The organism is Sphingorhabdus rigui (assembly GCF_014196595.1).
Taxonomy (GTDB): domain Bacteria; phylum Pseudomonadota; class Alphaproteobacteria; order Sphingomonadales; family Sphingomonadaceae; genus Sphingorhabdus_B; species Sphingorhabdus_B rigui.
In genome coordinates this window covers 435,193-454,793 of sequence record NZ_JACIEA010000001.1, presented here as the reverse complement: position 1 = coordinate 454,793, position 19,601 = coordinate 435,193, and the positions used below count along the sequence as shown (strand labels likewise).

At 57.5% G+C, this 19,601-nt stretch carries 15 protein-coding genes; 6 read left to right on the top strand and 9 right to left on the bottom strand.

The features are described from left to right. The first annotated feature begins 35 nt into the window (after nt 1–35). Nucleotides 36–884 (top strand): carboxylating nicotinate-nucleotide diphosphorylase, encoded by an 849-nt coding sequence (nadC, locus tag GGR91_RS02130; protein ID WP_183939600.1) that lies wholly within the window; start codon nt 36–38, stop codon nt 882–884. Continuing rightward, complete coding sequence (locus tag GGR91_RS02125; protein ID WP_183939597.1) at nt 871–1,611, top strand: ribonuclease T2 family protein; 741 nt, start codon at nt 871–873, stop codon at nt 1,609–1,611. Before nadC ends, GGR91_RS02125 begins: the two co-directional genes overlap by 14 nt. Here GGR91_RS02125 and GGR91_RS02120 read toward each other — a convergent pair. The 7 genes from GGR91_RS02120 to GGR91_RS02090 all read right to left on the bottom strand — a co-directional run bounded on the left by GGR91_RS02120 (nt 1,598) and on the right by GGR91_RS02090 (nt 11,998). Beyond that, nucleotides 1,598–2,020 carry a DUF4112 domain-containing protein gene (locus GGR91_RS02120; protein ID WP_344672464.1) on the bottom strand — a complete coding sequence of 141 codons (423 nt, stop codon included), beginning with the start codon at nt 2,018–2,020 and terminating at the stop codon, nt 1,598–1,600. The two genes, GGR91_RS02125 and GGR91_RS02120, sit on opposite strands and share 14 nt — an antisense overlap. A 19-nt stretch (nt 2,021–2,039) precedes the next feature. Continuing rightward, complete coding sequence (locus GGR91_RS02115) at nt 2,040–3,494, bottom strand: ABC transporter substrate-binding protein (RefSeq protein ID WP_183939592.1); 1,455 nt, start codon at nt 3,492–3,494, stop codon at nt 2,040–2,042. Between the two features lie 42 nt (nt 3,495–3,536). Further along, a complete protein-coding gene (locus GGR91_RS02110; RefSeq protein WP_221204198.1) occupies nt 3,537–5,078 on the bottom strand; it encodes a S1C family serine protease in 1,542 nt (513 codons plus the stop codon). Between the two features lie 14 nt (nt 5,079–5,092). After that, nucleotides 5,093–7,201, bottom strand: coding sequence for a transglycosylase domain-containing protein (locus GGR91_RS02105; protein ID WP_183939586.1), 2,109 nt, complete (start codon nt 7,199–7,201; stop codon nt 5,093–5,095). 124 nt (nt 7,202–7,325) lie between these two features. Then, nucleotides 7,326–8,318 carry a quinolinate synthase NadA gene (gene nadA / locus GGR91_RS02100; RefSeq protein WP_183939583.1) on the bottom strand — a complete coding sequence of 331 codons (993 nt, stop codon included), beginning with the start codon at nt 8,316–8,318 and terminating at the stop codon, nt 7,326–7,328. Nucleotides 8,319–8,427: 109 nt separating this feature from the next. Continuing rightward, nucleotides 8,428–9,339, bottom strand: coding sequence for an MBL fold metallo-hydrolase (locus tag GGR91_RS02095; RefSeq protein WP_183939580.1), 912 nt, complete (start codon nt 9,337–9,339; stop codon nt 8,428–8,430). A gap of 265 nt (nt 9,340–9,604) precedes the next feature. Beyond that, on the bottom strand, nt 9,605–11,998 hold the full coding sequence (locus GGR91_RS02090) for a TonB-dependent receptor (RefSeq protein WP_246337019.1): 2,394 nt from the start codon (nt 11,996–11,998) through the stop codon (nt 9,605–9,607). A gap of 176 nt (nt 11,999–12,174) precedes the next feature. On the opposite strand from GGR91_RS02090, the gene GGR91_RS02085 reads away from it, so the two are divergent. From GGR91_RS02085 to GGR91_RS02070, 4 genes are read left to right on the top strand one after another with little or no spacing between them, the layout of a single operon-like run. Then, entirely contained in the window at nt 12,175–14,223 is a 2,049-nt protein-coding gene (locus GGR91_RS02085) for an alpha-glucosidase (protein ID WP_322788782.1), read from the top strand. Beyond that, nucleotides 14,220–15,251, top strand: a complete 1,032-nt coding sequence (locus GGR91_RS02080) for a LacI family DNA-binding transcriptional regulator (protein WP_183939575.1) — start codon at nt 14,220–14,222, stop codon at nt 15,249–15,251. Before GGR91_RS02085 ends, GGR91_RS02080 begins: the two co-directional genes overlap by 4 nt. Continuing rightward, complete coding sequence (locus tag GGR91_RS02075; protein WP_246337018.1) at nt 15,248–16,150, top strand: aldo/keto reductase; 903 nt, start codon at nt 15,248–15,250, stop codon at nt 16,148–16,150. The genes GGR91_RS02080 and GGR91_RS02075 overlap by 4 nt, the downstream gene beginning before the upstream one ends. Next, the gene (locus tag GGR91_RS02070) at nt 16,147–17,214 is read left to right on the top strand and encodes an LLM class flavin-dependent oxidoreductase (RefSeq protein WP_183939572.1); all 1,068 of its coding nucleotides are present in this window, start codon (nt 16,147–16,149) and stop codon (nt 17,212–17,214) included. The genes GGR91_RS02075 and GGR91_RS02070 overlap by 4 nt, the downstream gene beginning before the upstream one ends. 64 nt (nt 17,215–17,278) lie before the next feature. Here the strand turns inward: GGR91_RS02070 and prfA are convergent, their stop codons facing one another. Further along, nucleotides 17,279–18,358 (bottom strand): peptide chain release factor 1, encoded by a 1,080-nt coding sequence (gene prfA, locus GGR91_RS02065; RefSeq protein ID WP_183939569.1) that lies wholly within the window; start codon nt 18,356–18,358, stop codon nt 17,279–17,281. Next, nucleotides 18,355–19,575, bottom strand: coding sequence for a histidine--tRNA ligase (gene hisS, locus GGR91_RS02060; protein ID WP_183939566.1), 1,221 nt, complete (start codon nt 19,573–19,575; stop codon nt 18,355–18,357). The genes prfA and hisS overlap by 4 nt, the downstream gene beginning before the upstream one ends. Nucleotides 19,576–19,601: the final 26 nt, after the last annotated feature.

Genomic DNA, 19,601 nt, shown 5'->3' with positions numbered 1-19,601 from the left:
ACCCCATCCGATAAGAATCGCCGGACTGCACTGACATGGCCTTTAATCTTCCCCATTTTGATCTCGACGCCTTTGTCCGCGCGACGTTGGCCGAAGATCTGGGGCCAACCGGAACCGACGTTACATCGCAAAGCGTAATCCCGGCAGATGTCCGGTTTGAAGGCACGATGGACAGCCGTGACGCAATTGTCGTCGCCGGTCTGCCGATTGCCGTTGCGTTCTTCAGTTCGCTCGATCCCGCGATGGAGATCGACCTGCTGGTCGAAGAAGGACAGCAGGTTGCCGCTGGAACTGACCTTATGCGCCTTCGGGGTAATGCCCGCGCGATGCTGACGGCGGAGCGGTCCGCACTGAATACGGTCCAACATCTTTCGGGCATCGCCACGCTAACACGGCAATATGTCGACGCGATTTCGGGTACGGGCTGCACCCTTTTGGACACGCGCAAAACCATTCCCGGGCTTCGCGTGCTCGAAAAATACGCCACGCGTATGGGTGGGGCAACGAACCACCGCATGGGATTGTGGGATGCCGCGATGATCAAGGACAATCATGTAGCGGTCGCAGGCGGCGTGGCAGAGGCGGTACGCCGCGCACGCGAAGCTGGCGTCGAACGCATCATATTAGAGGTCGATAGCATCGCGCAGATCGAACCCGGGCTTGCGGCGGGCGCGAGCCATTTGCTGCTCGACAATATGGATGCAGATACGCTGCGCACGGCGGTTGCCTTAATTGCGGGCCGCGTGCCGACTGAGGCGTCGGGCGGTGTCACGCTTGATAGCATTCGCGCCAAGGCGGAAACCGGCGTTACCTACATCTCGGTTGGACGCTTGACGCAAAGCGCACCCGCTGCGGATATCGGCCTGGATTTTGCGCAGGCTTAGCGGCCTTGTCCTTTTAGGCGCGGCCGCGTGCCTGTCGCCAGCACCGGCGCTGGCGCAAGCATGGCAGTGCCAGCCCACACATTATCTGCCGCGCCCAGCATTGGAGCTTCCGTCACCTAATCAGGTCCGGCGCACCGCGATTGCGGGCTATATTCTGGCATTAAGCTGGAGCCCCGAATTTTGCCGCGGGCGGGAACGCGACCCGGCGATGCGGTTCCAATGTTCAGGCACAATTGGCGACTTCGGCTTCATTCTTCATGGCCTCTGGCCCGAAGCAAAGGGCGCAAATTATCCGCAATACTGCCGGCCGGTGGGCGTGCTGCCACGGCAGACCATTGGCAACAACATCTGCCTGAGCCCTTCCCCGCAATTGCTGCAGCACCAATGGGCCAAGCATGGCAGCTGCATCGCCAAAACGCCGGAAGCTTATTTCGGTGCGGCGCGGCTGCTGTTCAACGCGATTGAGTTTCCCGACATGGCGCGGCTTTCGCGTGAGCCAGAACGCGGAACGCCATTGACCGCAGCGACGATCGCCGAGAGATTTGCCGAATTGAACGACGGCATGCCTGCGGACTCGGTGACGGTAAAGGTCAGCCCGAAAGGCTGGCTTCAAGAAATACGCATTTGCCTAGACCGCACATTCAAACCACGGCGATGCCCCAGCTTTACCCGGGTTGCATCACGCACGGCGCACGTCAAAATCTGGCGCGGCGTTAACGCTCGATGATCCGCGTGGACGGATGATGTTTGTCCAGATGCTTGCGGATGATCTTCAGGTTTTTCGTATTTGACCGCCACACCAAGTCAAAGGCATCGCCCAAAAATGGTACCGCGCCAATCGCGGTATCAATGCCGATGTTCGCGCTCATGCGCAGCAGCTGCCATTTCGACATGCCCAGATTGCGGCCTTCCCAGACGATATAAGCGCCCATGGCTGCGGTCACGAGATCGCCCAAGACCGGCACCAAACCGATGACGGTGTCTAAACCGACCGGAATTTTGGTGCCGGGAATATGAAAGGCCCGTTCAAGCACCTTTTCGAGCGCCTCAACGCGCATGCGAACGGCCCGTGGGTCGTTGCCCATTCCGGACAGATCCTTGGCAATGTGCGCAAACTGTTCCTGCGAAATCGGCACTGGCATAACTCCTTTGGACCTATGTTGGGTCCCGCCCGAGATATTGCAACAGGTGCCAGCCCCGTCCGTTGGCAAAGTGCCCCAAAAGCCCCGGCCGCACGACCGACCAGCGCAGCGGATTGGCAATCGGAATAAAGCCAACCGTGGATTGCATTTCAGCCTCAGCCTGCCCCAATAATTGCGCGCGCATTGCCATGTCCTTGGTCATGCGCGCCTCTGCGACAATTGCATCCGCCCGCGCGCTGCAGATCGCGGCAAATTTGCAGGACAATTGGTCCAGATACCATGCAGGGCTGGATTGCTGCGCCGTCAGGTCAATCAAACGCAGGTCATGTGGCCGATCGGCGGTCACCCGCTCAATATCGACACCCACGGCCGCCAGATCAGCGCGCAGGCGCGCAAAAAATATGCGGCTGCCATACCCTCGTGGCAGGGCAACCCGCAAAGGCCGGATGGCCCCGTTCGCGCGCTTCCAGTTTGCAATGCTTGCCGCCGCCATGGATCGCCTTTGGTCCATGGATGGCGCCGCCCAATCGGGCCGAGCAATGTCCGCGCGGTTCGGTAAGCTTTCGGGCACCAGCGTGACCGTTTCGCGCCATGCAACAATGTCGAAAGCTGTGAGCAACTTTGGCCGGTCAATGGCCATCGCGATCGCGGTCCGGTTGTCCTTGTTCGCTAAAAAGGGTCCAGCCTGCACCACCATCAATCCAAACAAACCCGGGACAGCATCAAACTGGATCTCATTGGCATTGATCTTTGCCGCTTCGAGCAACGGGAAGGTTTCAAACCGGCCACCCTCAATCAAATCGGTCTGCCCAAGCACATAACGCGCGAGCACCAGCGAAGCTTCGCCCCGGCGGAGCGTAACGGTTGCGGGGCCAAGAACCGTCGCCCCCTCGGCATCGGTTTCATTGCGCCGCAACTGCATGGCCTGACCCAATTTCTTGGCCTGCATCGGGCCGGACCCGGCACCGCGACGTAACAATCCGAATTCGGGCAAAGCAAGCAGCTCAAGCAAATAAGGCATCGGGGCCTTCAGCCGGATTTCAACGACCTTGCCTGTCATTGCGACGACGCGGTCAATGACGGCAAGCTCTGACCCCATACGGCCCTTTTTGAGTTCACTTATGCGCCGGGTCAAAAGCTGCGCGACCTCTTGCGAGTTTAGTTCACGCCCATCGTTCCACCGCGCTTTGTTCAGGCGGAAAATATAACTCATACCGTCATCATTAACGATCCAGCGGCTCGCCAACCCCGGCGCAACGCGGCCTTTTTCGTCGAAGGTAACAAGCCCCTGCGCCGTGGCACTGCGCAGATAGGCAGAGGCGAGCGGCAATGGCACAGCAGACACGTTGAACGGCTTGGGGCGCTCCTCAATCACGTCTACACGGACACGTTCATTGTCGACGCCCTGCGAACAACCGGCAAGTATAGCCGACAGCAACAAAAGCAAAAACGGCAGCAAACGGGTCATGCGGCCACCATAATCAGAATGTCGCGGTGCACAATCCACGATTCATCGGTCAGTGCAGGTGAACAGCAATATCTCGTTCGGGGCGGGCGGCAATTGTGCGGCAATCGCCTTATTCATATTGTCGATATTGGTCAGCTGACTGGCGTCCGTCGTACATGTCTTCACGTCATAACGCTGGCGCGCTTCGCGGGCGGACCGCATGGCATCTGTACCCGGCAGAAAACGCTCAATACGATAGATGTTGGTGTCGGGGGCGTAACTCGTCACCGAAATCTGTGCATCATTGTTCGGCACAAAGCTTCGGACCCATCGCCCGCCGCTTTCCACATATTGCGTGCGGCCGTTCACGCATCCGTCCGGCCGCCATGTGAAATCAACATCGGCGGTATCAGACATGGTGATACGGCTGCGTTCGGGCTGCAGCACGCATATTTTGGCCACTTCCGTCACGGCCGCTTTGACCGCGTTGTCGTGCGGCGCATCGGCAGTTAGGGCCGCACGCACCCTGTCATCGACTTCGTCGAAAGAGGGGCGCGCTGCAAAAATACCGACGGCCGAAACCAGTAATATCGCGCCCGCAGCGGCAGCCGCCTTGAAACGGTCATTTTGCGCACGCTCCGAAAATTGCCACGCTGCGCCGCCGGCGACGGCACTTAAGACCAGCAGCAAAACCGCAAGCGCAATGTGGTTTTCGCGGGCCGATATCACGGCGTGTTCGGCGTCACTGCGCACTTTGCCTTCACGGCTGCGTTGCAATTCAGCGGCGACGCGTGCTTCTTTCTCAACCTTGGCGCGAGTCGCCGCTTCAAGCTCCGCCTCAGCGCGGGTCAATTCCGCGACCGAGCGGCAATCGCCACGAACCGTCCGGAATGCCACGCCTTGATTGTCGAGAAATGCCGCAAGCTCGCGCGTTGAAATGGCGAAGTAAAACTCGGCGCCGCCGTCGTTCGCGACCGAGCCAAAGCTGTTGATACCAACAACGCGGCCGCATGCATCAACAATTGGCCCGCCGCTATTGCCCGGTGCAATAGGCGCGGTGTGCAAAAGCGATTCAACGGACTTCGATGTCCGGCCTGAGGAAATGGTCCCCCGCGTTTTAACGGGCGGTTGAGGGCGCAGCACGTCGGCCTCGCTTTGTTCAAGCGCGACATCCACGCTGGCCGGGTAGCCAATTGCGAAGACATCCGCGCCATCGGATACCGTGCCCGCAAATATGCTCGCTGGGACCAACGCGCCGGAAGAAAGCTGCAGAAGCGCAAGGTCCTTGCGCGCGACCACGGCGGATACCCTGGCGCGATAGCTTTGTGTCCCGTCAGAGGGTACAACGACAATTTCTACACTGTCGTCGAAGCGCGCCTGTTCCACGACATGGGCGTTGGTAATAACCTTGTTGCGGTCAACAACCACACCAGAGCCAATGCTGACAATGGTCTGCTGGCCTTCTGCGGAGCTAAAAACGACGATGCGCACAACACTGCGTGCGGCAGCGCTAATATCACTCGCATCTGCATAGACCGGGGTTGCGGCGATCGCGCCGAGAACACATGCCAGTGCGAGCGCGAGTTTTTTTATGTGTGAATACAAGGACCGGACGACCATCATCGCGGGCCTTGCGCTGGCCGGGTTTCAGGCGGCGCAGGCTGAATATTCACGCCGCCACGGTCAAGCTTGACCTCCACCGGCATACCGCCGACCTCGGCGTTCACGGTCACACCTTGGCCTTGGTCAATCCGGACTTCGGCATTGCCAACATCGACTGGAAGTTCGCTAAGCTCCGGTAAATCCAACGGCTCAATCGGACCTTCGGGGTCAGGTTGCTGCCGCGGCTTAGGCCTTGCCGCAGGCGCCGCATTGCGGATCGACTGCGCCATGAAATCGCGCCAGATGCGCGCCGGCAAACCGCCGCCGTTGACGCCGCGGAGCGGGGTATTGTCATCATTGCCAATCCAGACACCGACCACGAGGTTACCGGCAAATCCGACAAATAATGCATCGCGATTGTCTTGGCTCGTTCCCGTTTTACCATAAGCGGGGATCGACAGCCGCGCCGCGCGTCCGGTTCCCTTATTGACCGTCGCACCCAGCAAATCGAGCAACATCCGGTGCGTACGGCTGCTGAATGAACGCGGTCCGTAAAACAGCCACTCGATCCAGCCTTGTTCTTCGCGTTTGATCGCGTGCGGTTCAACGGGCCATTGGTTCCCCGCCACACCAGCATAGGCAGCGGTCAACTCCATTAGCGTCAGGCCCGAACTGCCCAGCGCCATGCTCTGGTCCATCGTTAACGGACTGCGCACGCCCAGATCCGTTGCCGCGCGCGCCACCGCTTCGCCGCCAACTTTTTGATATAGACGGACCGCAGCCACGTTGCTTGACTGGGCAAATGCCTGCTCCAGCGTAATGTCACCGCGGTAATTTTGTCCCGAATTTTTGGGGCGATACGCGCCTTCATTGATCGGCGTATCGGCAATCAACGATTCAGGCGTCATCCCCGACCGGAGCGCCGCCAGATAGACAAACAGTTTGAAGGTCGAACCGGGTTGCCGTTTTGCCTGCGTCGCGCGGTTAAACGCGGAGTCCTTATAGCTTCGGCCACCGACCATGGCGACGACTTCGCCATTGGGGCGCATCGCAACGAGCGCGATTTGGGCATTGCCAACGGCGGATCGCGCGACAACCTTGCGGGCGATATTCTGCAATCGCGCATCCAATGTCGTGGTAATCCTGACGTCGGCATAGCCGCTGTCGGTCATCAGCCGTGCCTGGGGAATGGCCCAATCTGCAAAATAGGTTCCGGTGGGCAGCGTTTCGCGAACGCGAACGTCAAGCCGCGCGACCGGTGTTGCGTCGGCCTTGGCCCGCGTAATGACATTATTGGCGACCATTGCATTCAGCACCAATTGCGCCCGCTTCGCCGCGCGTTCGGGGTTCTTTGTCGGGGCAAGCCGCGATGGTGCCTGTACAAGTCCGGCAAGCATCACCGCCTGGCTGAGCGTCAGGCGCTCGGGTTGCCGGTAGAAATAATGTAAAGACGCTGCGCGCAGGCCGTAGACATTGTCGCCAAAATAGACGTTCGACAAATAACGCTCAAGAATTTCGTCCTTCGTCAAACGCCCTTCCAACCAGAAGGCGATGAGCATCTCGCGCGCCTTGCGCGTCAGGCTGCGCTCCGGCGTCAGAAACGTAAATTTCGCGAGCTGCTGCGTAATGGTGCTGCCGCCCTGCGTCATTCCGCTGCCAAACGCATTCGACCAAAACGCACGCGCAAGGCCGCGAGGGTCGATACCAAAATGCGAATAAAATCGGCGATCTTCGATGGACAAAAACGCCTGCACCACATGCGGGGGCAGCGTGCCAACATCAACCGGTTTGTCGACGATAGCGCCGTTCCGCGCGATTGGCGTACCATCGGACGCCAGCAGCGTAATGCGCGGCGGTGCAATGGGCTGAAGCGACTTTGACAATGGCGCCGTAATCGCAAGCCACAATATCAACAATATGAACAGGCCAAGCATGGCCGCGCTAGTTCGGCTAAACCACCACCAGCGGGTTTTGCCCAAGATAAGGCGCCGTGTCGACGCTGGCTTGGCATCGGGATTCCAAGGCTGTGGGTCATCGGGAAAGCGCTGCGCATAGCTTTCATCGAAGGCCGCAAGACGGCCGTCAATATCCGAAGGAATGTCAGAAGAGGAGCGCCGGAAAAGCATCGCGTGGCTGTATTATATCGATATAACGGTGAATGCGAGGGTATATTTACGCTTTTCGCTGAACGTCAGATGAAGGCGCTTTTTAGCATCCAGCGAATAGTGCACAAATTCTCCACAGACTGGGCTAGGCCCTGCCAAGGTCGCCTTTACCGACGGTCCCGCTTGCCATTTCAAGCATCCGGTCCAGGCTCTTCTTGGCGGCCAAACGCACGGTTTCGTCGAGATGAATCTGCGGCTGAAGGTCGCGCAGCGCGAGATACAGCTTCTCCATCGTGTTGAGCGCCATATAAGGGCAGATATTGCACGCGCAGTTGCCGTCAGCCCCCGGCGCACCGATGAAGGTTTTGGTGGGTTCCGCCTTTTCCATCTGGTGAATGATGTGCGGCTCGGTTGCGACGATGAGCGTGTCGCCGGTTATCGTCTGCGCATATTGCAAAATACCGCTGGTGCTGCCGACATAATCGGCATGATCGATGATATGCGGCGGGCATTCGGGGTGCGCTGCCACAGGAACGCCGGGATGCTGCGCTTTCAGTTTCAGCAGCTCGGTTTCCGAAAACGCCTCATGCACAATACACACGCCCGGCCACAACAGCATGTCGCGGTTGAACTTACGGCTCAGATAGCCACCCAAATGCCGGTCAGGTCCAAAAATGATTTTTTGTTCGGGGGGAATTTGGCTCAAAATCGTCTCGGCGCTTGAGGATGTGACGATGATATCGGACAGCGCTTTCACTTCCGCCGAACAATTGATGTAGGTCAGCGCGATATGGTCGGGATGTGCTTCCCGGAACGCCTTAAATTTGCCGGGGGGGCACGCGTCTTCCAATGAACAGCCCGCCGCCATATCGGGCAAGATAACGGTCTTTTGTGGGCTCAATATTTTGGCGGTCTCGGCCATGAACTTGACGCCGCAAAAAGCGATAACATCCGCGTCGGTTTCCGCCGCACGCTTGCTGAGTTCTAGCGAGTCCCCCACAAAATCGGCAAGGTCCTGAATTTCCGGCTTTTGATAATAATGCGCGAGAATGACAGCATTGCGTTCTTTTTTCAGCCGCTGGATTTCAGCGAGCAGGTCAAGTCCTTGGAGATTTTCGCGGGCTACAGGGGCGTTCATTCTGTCCTACCTTTGCGTTGCAGCATTGTCATCTGCGCTTCGAGTGAAGCCTTATGTGGTCGATAAGGCCGGTCGAAACAAGTTCTGGCGGGCGCTTTTACGGTGTTTTTTACGGGATTAAATGCCAACCATCGCCTTGGGCAGCGACCCGGCCCTGATTTTGCAAATCGATGAGATGCGCCAAGACTGACCGGCCAGCAGCGCCCGTCAAACGCGGATCGAGACCCTTATACATCGCAGCGACCATGTCGGGAATGTGCCCCTCGCCTGCCTCAAGCAATTTCAGAATCTGGCGTTCCCGCTGGCGACGATGACCAATCATGCCGCGCACAAGCTGCCTTGGGTTTTCGACCGCTGGCCCATGCGCAGGGTAATAAATGCGATCCGTACGCTCATATAATTTTTGCAAGGACGCCAGATAGTCGCTCATATCGCCATCGGGCGGACTGACAACACTGGTGGACCATTTCATGACATGGTCGCCGGTAAACAACGCCCCGCTCTCGACCAGTCCGTAGCATATATGGTTGCTCGTGTGGCCGGGGGTCGTGACGGCTTCCAAAGTCCACCCGTCGCCTGAAATACGCTCTCCATCGGCAAGAATGCGGTCAGGGGCATAATCCGGGTCAAAAGCACTATCGGAACGCGGGCCATCGTCGCGCAAGACAAGCGGCGCACAACCGATGATTGGCGCGCCTGTCGCGGCCTTTAACGGCGCTGCCGCTGGCGAATGATCGCGATGGGTGTGCGTGCACATAATGGCGGCGACACGCTTGCCGGCAACAGCGCGCAAGATCGCCTCGACATGCCCCTCGCCATTGATATCAGCCGGATCGCCAATGCTCATCCCGCTGCCGACTGGGCCCGGGTCGATAATTGCAACATCGGACCCTGCGCCAACCAACCAGGTTTGCGTGCCTGTATAGGTGTAAGGCGAGGCATTGGGCGCGAGCACGCGGCGCACAAGTGGTTCGTGCTGCTCAGTTTCGCCAGCTTCTATGCTATCGGGCCAGTTGGTCATGAACTGGCTATGGCGCAATGTCGCGCAAAGAAAAAGGGGCGGTTCGCAAAAACCGCCCCAACTGGTCTGACTTTCGGCTTTTTAGCGAACTATGGTAACACGGGTTCATATACGCTCACGTTCAAAACCCACTCAGCGAGGACGGGTGGTTTGCTTTTGGTCTCGCACCGCCCGTCCTCGCTTTCTCTCCTGAAATTTGAAAACAAAAAAGGCCGGAACCCATTGCGGATTCCAGCCTTTTTTTGTGCGCCTTAAGGGCTTTTGGTTATTTCGCGCCGAAATTGATCTTTGCAGTTACGCCAACATACCGATCCGCCTCACGGGGGATGATGTAGCGATATGCGCCGCCAGGGCCACCCGATACGATCGAGGAAGCAAAGCTTTTATCGAACAGGTTCTTCACCTGCAGCGCAAGCCGCCATCCATCGTTAGGATCAACCAACGCTGCTGACACATCGACAATCGCATACCCATCTACGGTCGAGCCAAGGCGAACAGCCGGGTTCGCACTCGCTTCGTAAATCTGGTCGGACTGGCTTGAGATCTGGCTTGCCAACTCGATATTCGCAAAGCCCGACGTTTCAATGTTATATTGTGCGCCAAACGACATTTTCCACTTTGGTGCGTTCGCCAAAGGCGTGCCCTTGGCAACCAATTGCGATGCGTCAGCACCTGGTGGCAAGCGGAAATTCTCAACCTGCGCCTTGTTGTAAGCAACGCCGCCCGAAAGCGTGAAGTTACGCAATGGCGTCGCAACAAAATCAACCTCGAAACCTTGGGTCGATACCGAACCTGCATTTGTCAGGCGCGTGGTGCGTACACCGGCTACGAAGTCTGGGCTGTTTGCCTGATAGTTGTTATACTTGGCATAATATGCCGCGAGGTTAAGAATCAGGGCGCCGTCGAAAAGGGTATTTTTCAAACCCACTTCATAAGCGTTGACCGTTTCTGGTGCGATAACACCAGCGCCGGGTGTCGTCAGGTTATAGAAGATGTTGTAGGCAGGGCCCTTATAACCACGCGTGTAGCTCGCATAAGCCATATTGTTTTCAGTGAGGTCCGCCTGAACAGCCGCCTTACCCGAAAGGTTATTGTTGCTGGTGCTGGTGGTGAAGGGAACGCCGTTTGACGTGCCTGCAACAAAGCCGGTAGCGGGCGCGGTTGCCACGAGACCATTATTGTAAACGCCAGCGTCAAAGTTTCCTTGCACACCTGGACCTGCGAGCGAGGTACGGCGGATATGGTTTACATCCAATTCGTCATTTGTGTAGCGCAAGCCACCAATAAAACGCAGGCTGTCGGAAAGGTTGAGCGTAGCCTGACCAAATAGCGACATGTTTTTAAACGTCGATCCAAAGTCCGCGGTTCCGGCAGGGGTTGTGATGGTCGAAGCACCTGCAGCTGTCGAACAAGGGACGAGGCCAGGCACAACCGCAGCGAGAGTCGATGCTGAACAGGTAATCACGTTGCGCGTGAATGTACGGTCAGATTCGGCCTTTGAATAATATGCCCCGACGACATATTCGAGGAATTCGCCAGTCGGCGAAGCAAGGCGAATTTCCTGGCTAAAGGTATTCGATGTTTGCGGTCCATTATCGTGCAATTGGTTCAAACCAACATAGGGCTGGTCGAGCCAGTCACCATCGCGGATTTCGGTATTATCCCAACCGCGAAGGCTGGTGATCGACGTCAAGCTATGTTCACCCAATTCGATATCAGCTTGCAGCGCAATGCCCCAGCTTTCTTCCTTAGTCGTGGTAACAAGGTTCTGCCGAATGTTGCGTGAATCCGAGGCGTCGAAGCCAGTTCCAGCGAGCGCCAGCGCAGCCGCGTTCGTTGGCGTATTGCCAATAATTTCCGCACAGCAATCATCATTGGCTTTGCGGTAATCGGCGCGCAGCGTCAGCATGATCTTTTCGCTAACGTCGGCCTCAATCGCGCCACGAACACTGTAATGTTCATAGCCATTGACCTTGTTACCTGTGGTCAGATTGTTGATGTTGCCGTCATAGCTTCCGTAAAATCCGGTGAAACGCGAACGCACATTGGCGCTCAGCGGCACGTTAACGGTCGCACGACCGCGATATTCGGACTTCGTAAAGAACGAACCTTCAACTGTCGCGCCGAATTCTGCCGTTGGGCGCTTCGTTACGATGCTGACAACACCAGCCGATGCGTTCTTTCCAAACAATGTACCCTGCGGTCCGCGCAGGACTTCGATACGCTCAACGTCAAACAAATCGGTGAAGCCTTCACCAGCGCGGCTCAAGACAACGCCGTCGAGAACGGCAGCAACCGATGGTTCAGCAGCAATCGAAAAGTTGATGGTACCAACGCCGCGCAGGAACAATGCCTGGTTAAGTGATGTACCCGCCTTGCGGAAGTTCAAGCTTGGAACAAGATACTGCGCATTTTCAAGCGTAACGCCGCCATTATTGGCAATAGCCTCGCCGCCAACAACGGATACAGCGAGCGGAATATCCTGCAAACGCTCTTCACGTTTTTGCGCGGTTACGATGATTTCTGCATTGGCCGATTCATTTTCGGCTGGAGCGGTCTGCGCCATCGCAGGCAGGCTGACCCCTGCCATAATCGCGGCGCTTGCGAACAACGAAGCGCGAATAAACGACGTTTTCTTAAATTCAGAACTGAACATCATGTACCTCCCTAAAAATGGCTATCCGCTTCTCAACCAAATCACTTGAGTTTCCTCAAGCAACAAAAGCTATTCTGGGATATACCTAATCAATGGGCAGGTTGTTACCAGATTGACTCAATATGTCTAGCGGTGTCATATGGTCATATTATTTAAACCATGACTGTTGCAATACTGCCATAGTCACAGGCTCGAAAACGCGAGAGGGACAGAAGTTGCCATTTACAGTCATCATGCATCCTGAAGGCTTTGACCTGCTGCATGGTGATGCCAGCATATTGTCGCACCGAAATGACGCGCCTGCGATCAGCATCGGTACCGGGCGGCCTGACTTGGAAATGGTGCGCGGCAATTTCAGAATTGACGATGTCGTTGAAACACGATTGGCGCTTGATTGTTTCGCGCAAGTCGATGGCTGTATCCGGCTTTGGAACGAAAAGCGGCCTGACATCGTCGCAACGCTGGCGCTCGAGGAACGGGCACTGCAATCCATCCTCACATTTCGCTGCACAGATCCGGCCTTTAACCGGCTTTGGATAGATATGCAGTGCGCAATGTCCGAGGCCTTTTGGGGCGGCGGCGAACAAATGTCCTATGTGCGCCTCAACGGCAGGCGCTTTCCGTTCTGGACCTCGGAACCCGGGGTTGGCCGCGATAAGTCGACCGCGCTTACGCAGACGATGGATGCCGATGGCTTGGCCGGTGGTGACTATTGGACCACCAACTATCCGCAGCCGACATGGGTAAGCAGTGCGCGTTATGCGGTGCACCTCGAAACAGCGGCCTATTCGGTGCTTGATCTGACGGACGCGGGCCGGGTCGGGGTCGAATGTTGGTCGGCAAATGTCGATCTGGAGCTTTTTGACGCGCCGTCGCTTCCTGCGCTTGTTACCAAAATGTCCGATCGCTTTGGTCGCCAGCCTGCCCTGCCAGATTGGGCCATTTCCGGTGCCATTATTGGGCTGAAGGATGGTGCCGACACCTTTGACCGGTTCGAAAAAATTGCCGCATCGGGCGCCGCGATTACCGGCCTGTGGTGCGAAGATTGGATCGGTATTCGTCAGACCAGCTTTGGCAAGCGATTGTTCTGGGACTGGAAATGGAATGCTGCCCGCTATCCGGATTTGCCCGCACAGATTGCGGCGCTTGCCGAACGCGGCATTCGCTTTCTCGGCTATGTGAACCCCTATTTGGCGGTGGATGGGTCGCTGTATCAAGAGGCCCGCGCCGCCAGCTTCCTCGCACTGCGGCAGGACAGCGACGCGCCTTATGCCGTCGACTTCGGCGAATTTGACGCAGGCGTTGTGGATTTCAGCAACCCGGCCGCCGCAGCGTGGTTTGCCGAACGCATCATCGGTCAGGAAATGCTCGACTTCGGGCTTTCGGGATGGATGGCGGATTTTGGCGAATATCTGCCGACCGATGTGCGCCTGTTCGACGGGTCTGACCCGATGGAGGCGCATAATCGCTGGCCCGTGCTTTGGGCAAAGGTGAATGCCGACGCCATAGCATCGCGCGGCAAAACGCATGACGCGACATTTTTCATGCGCGCAGGTTTCTCGGGCGTGCAGGCGCATTGTCCATTATTGTGGGCAGGCGACCAATGCGTCGACTTCACCCGCCACGACGGGATCAACACCGTCATCACAGCGGCATTGTCGTCCGGATTATTGGGCAACGCTTACCACCACAGCGACCTCGGCGGGTATACCAGCCTGCATGGCGTAGTCCGGACCGCAGAATTGATGCACCGTTGGATTGACTTGGCGGCCTTTGCACCCGTCATGCGCAGTCATGAGGGCAATCGCCCTGCAGACAATCTGCAACTCGATAGCAGCGCCGAAATACTGACCCATTTTGCCCGCATGAGCCAAGTCCATGCCCGCCTTGCGCCATATGTCCGCGCCTTGTCCGACGAGGCTGTTGCCACGGGCCTGCCGCTTCAGCGCCCGTTGTTCCTGCACTATGACGATGCGGCCTATTACGACATTCAGGACCAATATCTCTATGGCGCGGACATGATCGTCGCCCCTGTGGTCGAAGAGGGTGCAAGCAGCCGCAACGTGACTTTGCCAGGTGGGGATTGGGTCCATCTTTGGTCCGGCGACGTGTACGCCAAGGGGACATATGACATCGCGGCTCCGCATGGGCAGCCCCCCGTATTCACCCGCAAAGACAGCGGGCACGCAGCGCTGTTCAGCGCGATCACGCAGGAATTCAGGGCATGAACACCCGATCCAATATCCGTGATGTTGCAAAGCTTGCCGGTGTGGCCGTCAAAACCGTCAGCCGCGTCCTCAACAACCACCCTTATGTCAGCGCAGAAACCAAAGCGAAGGTCGACGCCGCGATGGCGGAGCTGCGCTTTTCGCCCAGCATCGCAGCGCGCATATTGGCGGGCACGAAGTCGGGCCAGATTGCGCTGATTTATGACAATCACAGCCCCTATTATATGCACCAGATCATGCAGGGCTGCTGGGACCGTTGCCATGAAGAAGGCATGCGCCTGATTGCCCAGCCCGTCGATGTATCCGACCCCGATGTGGGCGAGCAGGTGCGCGGTATGGTCCGGCAAACGCATGTGGATGGCGCGATATTGTCTTCACCCGTCACCGATTGCGGCCCCGTGTTGAACGTCCTTGAAGCGATGAACATTCCCTTCGTGCGCATTTCGCCCGGCACCAACCATGCGCTTACCAGCTCGGTATTCATGGATGATATGCAGGCCGCCGACGACATGACGACGCACCTCATCAACATTGGTCACCGGCGGATTGCCTTTATCAAGGGTCATGCGAACCATATGGCCAGTGCCGAACGTCAAGCAGGATATGAACGCGCGCTTAGCCGTGTTGGCATATCGGTGGATCCCGACTTGATCGCCGAGGGCCATTTTGATTTTGAAAGCGGCGTTGCGGCGACCGAGCTATTTCTATCGCTTAAATATCCGCCTACGGCGGTCTTTGCATCGAACGATGACATGGCCTCAGGTGTCCTTGCCGTCGCCCATCGCCGCGGCATTCAGGTACCAGAACAATTGTCTGTCGCCGGGTTCGATGACACCACGCTTGCCCGCGTTGTTTGGCCGCCTTTAACCACCGTGCGCCAGCCTGTACGTGATCTCGCGTCGACCGCTGCGGACCTATTATTTGGCGAGGGCGGCATTGAGCATCGCCGCCTTCCCCATGAACTGATCAGCCGCGAGTCGGTTGCCCCTCCTTATTCACCTTCCATAAAAAAGAGCAAAAATACATGACCCTTCCAACACCCCCGTCCACGCGCCTTTTGGGCAAGAGCGGCATTGAAATTTCATCGATTGCCTGGGGCATGTGGCGCTTTGCGGGTCTCGAAATCTCCGCAGCCCGCGCGGCCATTGATGCGGCGTTCGAAGCCGGCATCACCCTTTTCGATACGGCGGACATTTATGGCTTTGGGGAACAAGGCTTTGGCAAGGCAGAGGAACTGCTTGGCCGCGTATTTGCAGAGGCACCCGAATATCGCGACCGCATGGTGCTGGCCACCAAGGGCGGTATTACCCCGCCGACGCCATATGACAGCAGCCCGGAATATCTGACCAAGGCGATTGACGACAGCCTGTCGCGTTTGGGCACTGAATATGTCGACCTGTGGCAAATCCACCGTCCCGATATCCTCACCCACCCGCAAGAAATCGCACGCACAATTGAAGACGCGCATAAAGACGGAAAAATCCGCGCTTTTGGTGTGTCGAACTTCACGACGGCGCAAATAACGACCTTGGCACAGTTCAGCAGCGTTCCGATTGTCTCGACACAGCCGGAGCTTTCCCCGTTGCGGATCGATACCATCGAAAATGGCGAGCTTGATCAAGCCATCGCCATGGATTTGGCGGTGTTGGCATGGTCACCACTTGGCGGCGGTCGCATCGGCGATCCCGGCAACACGCGTGAACAAAATGTAGCGGCGGCCCTATCCGACGTTGCAGCAGCGCATGGCGTTTCGCGCACGGCAGCGGCCTATAGCTGGATTATGGCGCACCCTGCCCGCCCCATCCCGATTGTCGGCTCGCAAAACCCGGCACGCATCATAGAGGCTGCCGATGCCTTCAAAATCACATGGACCCGCGCTGACTGGTATAGCGTATTGGTCGCTGCGCGAGGAGTTCCCCTGCCATGAAAAATCCAATCGAAGTCAGCTGGTTCTCGGCATTATGCGACGATGATTACGAATTTCTTGGGCAATCCGACCCCATGCTCGCGTCGAGTTGGGAGCATTGCCGCAATATCGTGCTCGCCGCGGAAAAGGGCGGGTTCGACAATATATTGCTTCCCTCGGGCTACACGCTTGGGTTGGATACCACTGCTTTTGCCAGCGCAATTGCGACGCTGACCACACGCATCAAGTTGCTGATGGCGGTGCGTATTGGCGAAAGCTGGCCACCGCAATTGGCGCGGCAGATTGCCACGCTGGACCAGATTTCGGGTGGGCGGTTGAACATCAACATCATCTCGTCTGACTTGCCGGGTGATAAGATGGACAGCGAACCACGCTATCGCCGGACGGTCGAAGCGATGCAGATCCTCAAGACATTGTTGAACGGCGAGCATCTGTCGATTGATGGCGAACATTATAAAATCGATCTCGACCCGCCACGCATGAAGACCGTCAGCGGCAAATGTCCGCCTTTGTACTTCGGTGGTCTCTCGCCCGCAGCTAAAGACGCTGCTGCCGAAGGTTGCGATGTATATTTGATGTGGCCGGAAACGGTTCAGGGCGCAAAGGACCTTGTCGAAGACATGACCGCGCGCGCGGCAAAATTTGGACGGACATTGAAATATGGCTTCCGCGCGCATGTCATCGTGCGTGAAACCGAAGCCGAAGCCAGGGCCTATGCGGACCGTCTCTTGTCCAAGCTGGATGCGCAGCAAGGCGACGCAATCCGCAACAAATCCTTGGATACGCAAACCTTCGGTGTGGCGCATCAGGCCGAATTGCGCGCGCAATCGGAAGCGAACGACGGATATCTGGAAGACAATCTGTGGACCGGAATTGGCCGTGCACGTTCAGGCTGCGGCGCTGCGATCGTTGGCGACCCGGACCAAGTGCTCGCCAAAATCGAAGCCTATCGCGCCGTCGGCATCGAAGCGTTCATTTTGTCGGGTTACCCGCACATCAACGAATGCGACATGTTTGCACGTTATGTGTTGCCGAAATTGGACCATGGGCGGTTGGTAATCTGAACCAACTTAACGCCATTCCGTTATCCTGAACTTGTTTCAGGATGACGGGAGAGAGGTTACCGACTTAATCCGAAAGACCCGCCATGCGCTCGGCCTGATCTTCGGCAATCAGCGCCGCAACCAATTCACCAAGGCCGCCGCCTTCCAATATCTCCGGAAGCTTATGCAGCGTCAGGTTGATCCGGTGGTCGGTGACGCGGCCTTGCGGGAAATTATAGGTGCGGATGCGTTCCGAACGGTCGCCTGAGCCAACCATCGCCTTGCGGGCCTCGGCTTCGGCGCCTTGGGCTTCCTCGCGCTCTTTTTCATACATCCGCGCGCGCAGTACTTGCATGGCTTGTTCTTTGTTCTTGTGCTGGCTGCGCCCGTCTTGGCAGGTCACCACAATGCCGGTTGGCAAATGGGTAATGCGCACGGCCGAGTCCGTGGTGTTGACGTGCTGTCCGCCCGCACCCGACGCACGGTACACGTCGATTTTCAGGTCGCGCGCCTCGATCTGGATATCGACCTCGGTCGGCTCCGGCAGTACCGCGACGGTCGCTGCGCTGGTGTGAATGCGGCCGCCGCTTTCGGTGACAGGCACGCGCTGCACACGGTGGACGCCGCTTTCATATTTTAGCTTGGCGAAAACACCATTGCCCTTGATCGCGGCAACAACTTCCTTGAAGCCGCCCACATCGGACGGGCTGATCGAGATAGGTTCGATCTTCCACCCCTGCCCCGCGGCATAGCGTTCGTACATGCGGTACAGGTCACCGGCGAACAACGCAGCTTCATCACCGCCCGTGCCGGCCCGGATTTCGAGCATGGCCGGCCGGTCATCGGCGGCATCTTTCGGCAAGAGCGAGATAGCCAAAGCGGTTTCGGCTTCGCTCAACTGGTGGCTGACATCCTCCAGTTCCTCAATCGCCATCTCGTGCAGGTCGGGGTCGGAGGAATCCTTCGACATATGCTGCAAGGTTTCGATTTCCTTGCGCAGTCGCCGGACATTGGCCGCCGCCTTGGCGACCGGTTCCAGCTCCGAATATTCCTTGGACGCCGTGACAAAGGCATCGCCCTCCAACTGCCCCGAAGCCATCCGCGCCTCAAGCTCGGAAAAGCGCGATTCAATAAGCGCGATACGTTGCGGGGAGATTTTGGTCATGCGAGCGACTGAAGAATGCTCTTAAGCCGGTCATCGTTGCCTTCACCGGACATCCCGTAATAGCCATCCTCATTGACGCGCAGGATCGCAGCGGGGCTTTGCTTGACCGCCTTGTCATACCGCTTTTTCGGTGAGCCAGTTGCAATCATGTCGGCCGAAATTCCGGCTTGGCGCAGCTGACGCAAAAGCGCGAAGGCATGCCCAAGACCCGCGTCATTCTCCAAAACAATCATGGCTTCGATCTGCTGTGTTGGCACGGCATCAATCAACATGCCCAACCGCTCAATGCCCGCCGCCCAGCCAACCGCTGGCGTCGCTGGTCCGCCGAGATTTTCGATCAAGCCATCATAGCGTCCGCCGCCCAGTACGGTGCCCTGCGCACCCAGCCGGTCGGTCACAAATTCAAACGCGGTGTGGCGATAATAATCCAGCCCGCGCACCAGCGCGGCATTGCGTGTCCATGCAACGCCAGCGGCATCAAGGCCAGCGGTGACCGCGCCGAAGAAATCCTGTGCCTCGCCCGATAGATAATCGTCGATCACCGGCGCTGCGTCGGCAATCGGGCGATCTTTGGGGTCTTTGCTATCCAGAATACGCAACGGATTTTTCTCCAGCCGCGCGAGGCTATCTTCGGACAGTGCACCCTTATGATCGTTGAAATATCCGACCAATGCCGCGCGCCACGCATCGCGGCTTGGCGTGTCGCCCAATGTATTGAGCTGCAACGTCACGCCGTCGTTTATGCCCAATTCCTTCAGCAATTGGTCCGCCATCACCAGCAGTTCAACATCGGCAGAAGGCTCTGCTGCACCGATAATTTCGGCATCAATCTGGTGAAATTGACGATAGCGGCCCTTTTGCGGGCGTTCGTAACGGAACAATGGGCCGTGCACCGACAGCTTCATCGGCGCAAATTGCTGCCAGCCATTGGTAAGGTATGCGCGCGCAATGCCCGCCGTAAATTCGGGCCGCAGCGTGATCGAATCCCCGCCGCGATCTTCGAAGCTGTACATTTCCTTGGATACGACATCCGTCGCCTCACCCAGGCTGCGCGAAAATACCGCCGTTGGCTCAATGACGGGCAGTTGCAGGCCCTTAAATCCATAAAGCCTGCGCACGCGTTCAAATGTTGCGACGACATGCGCAAAACGTTCTTCTGTCTCGCCGAACATGTCCTGAGTACCGCGAACGGCTTGGGGTGTCTGTATCTTTGCCATATTAAAGCGCCCTAGCGGCTAATTGT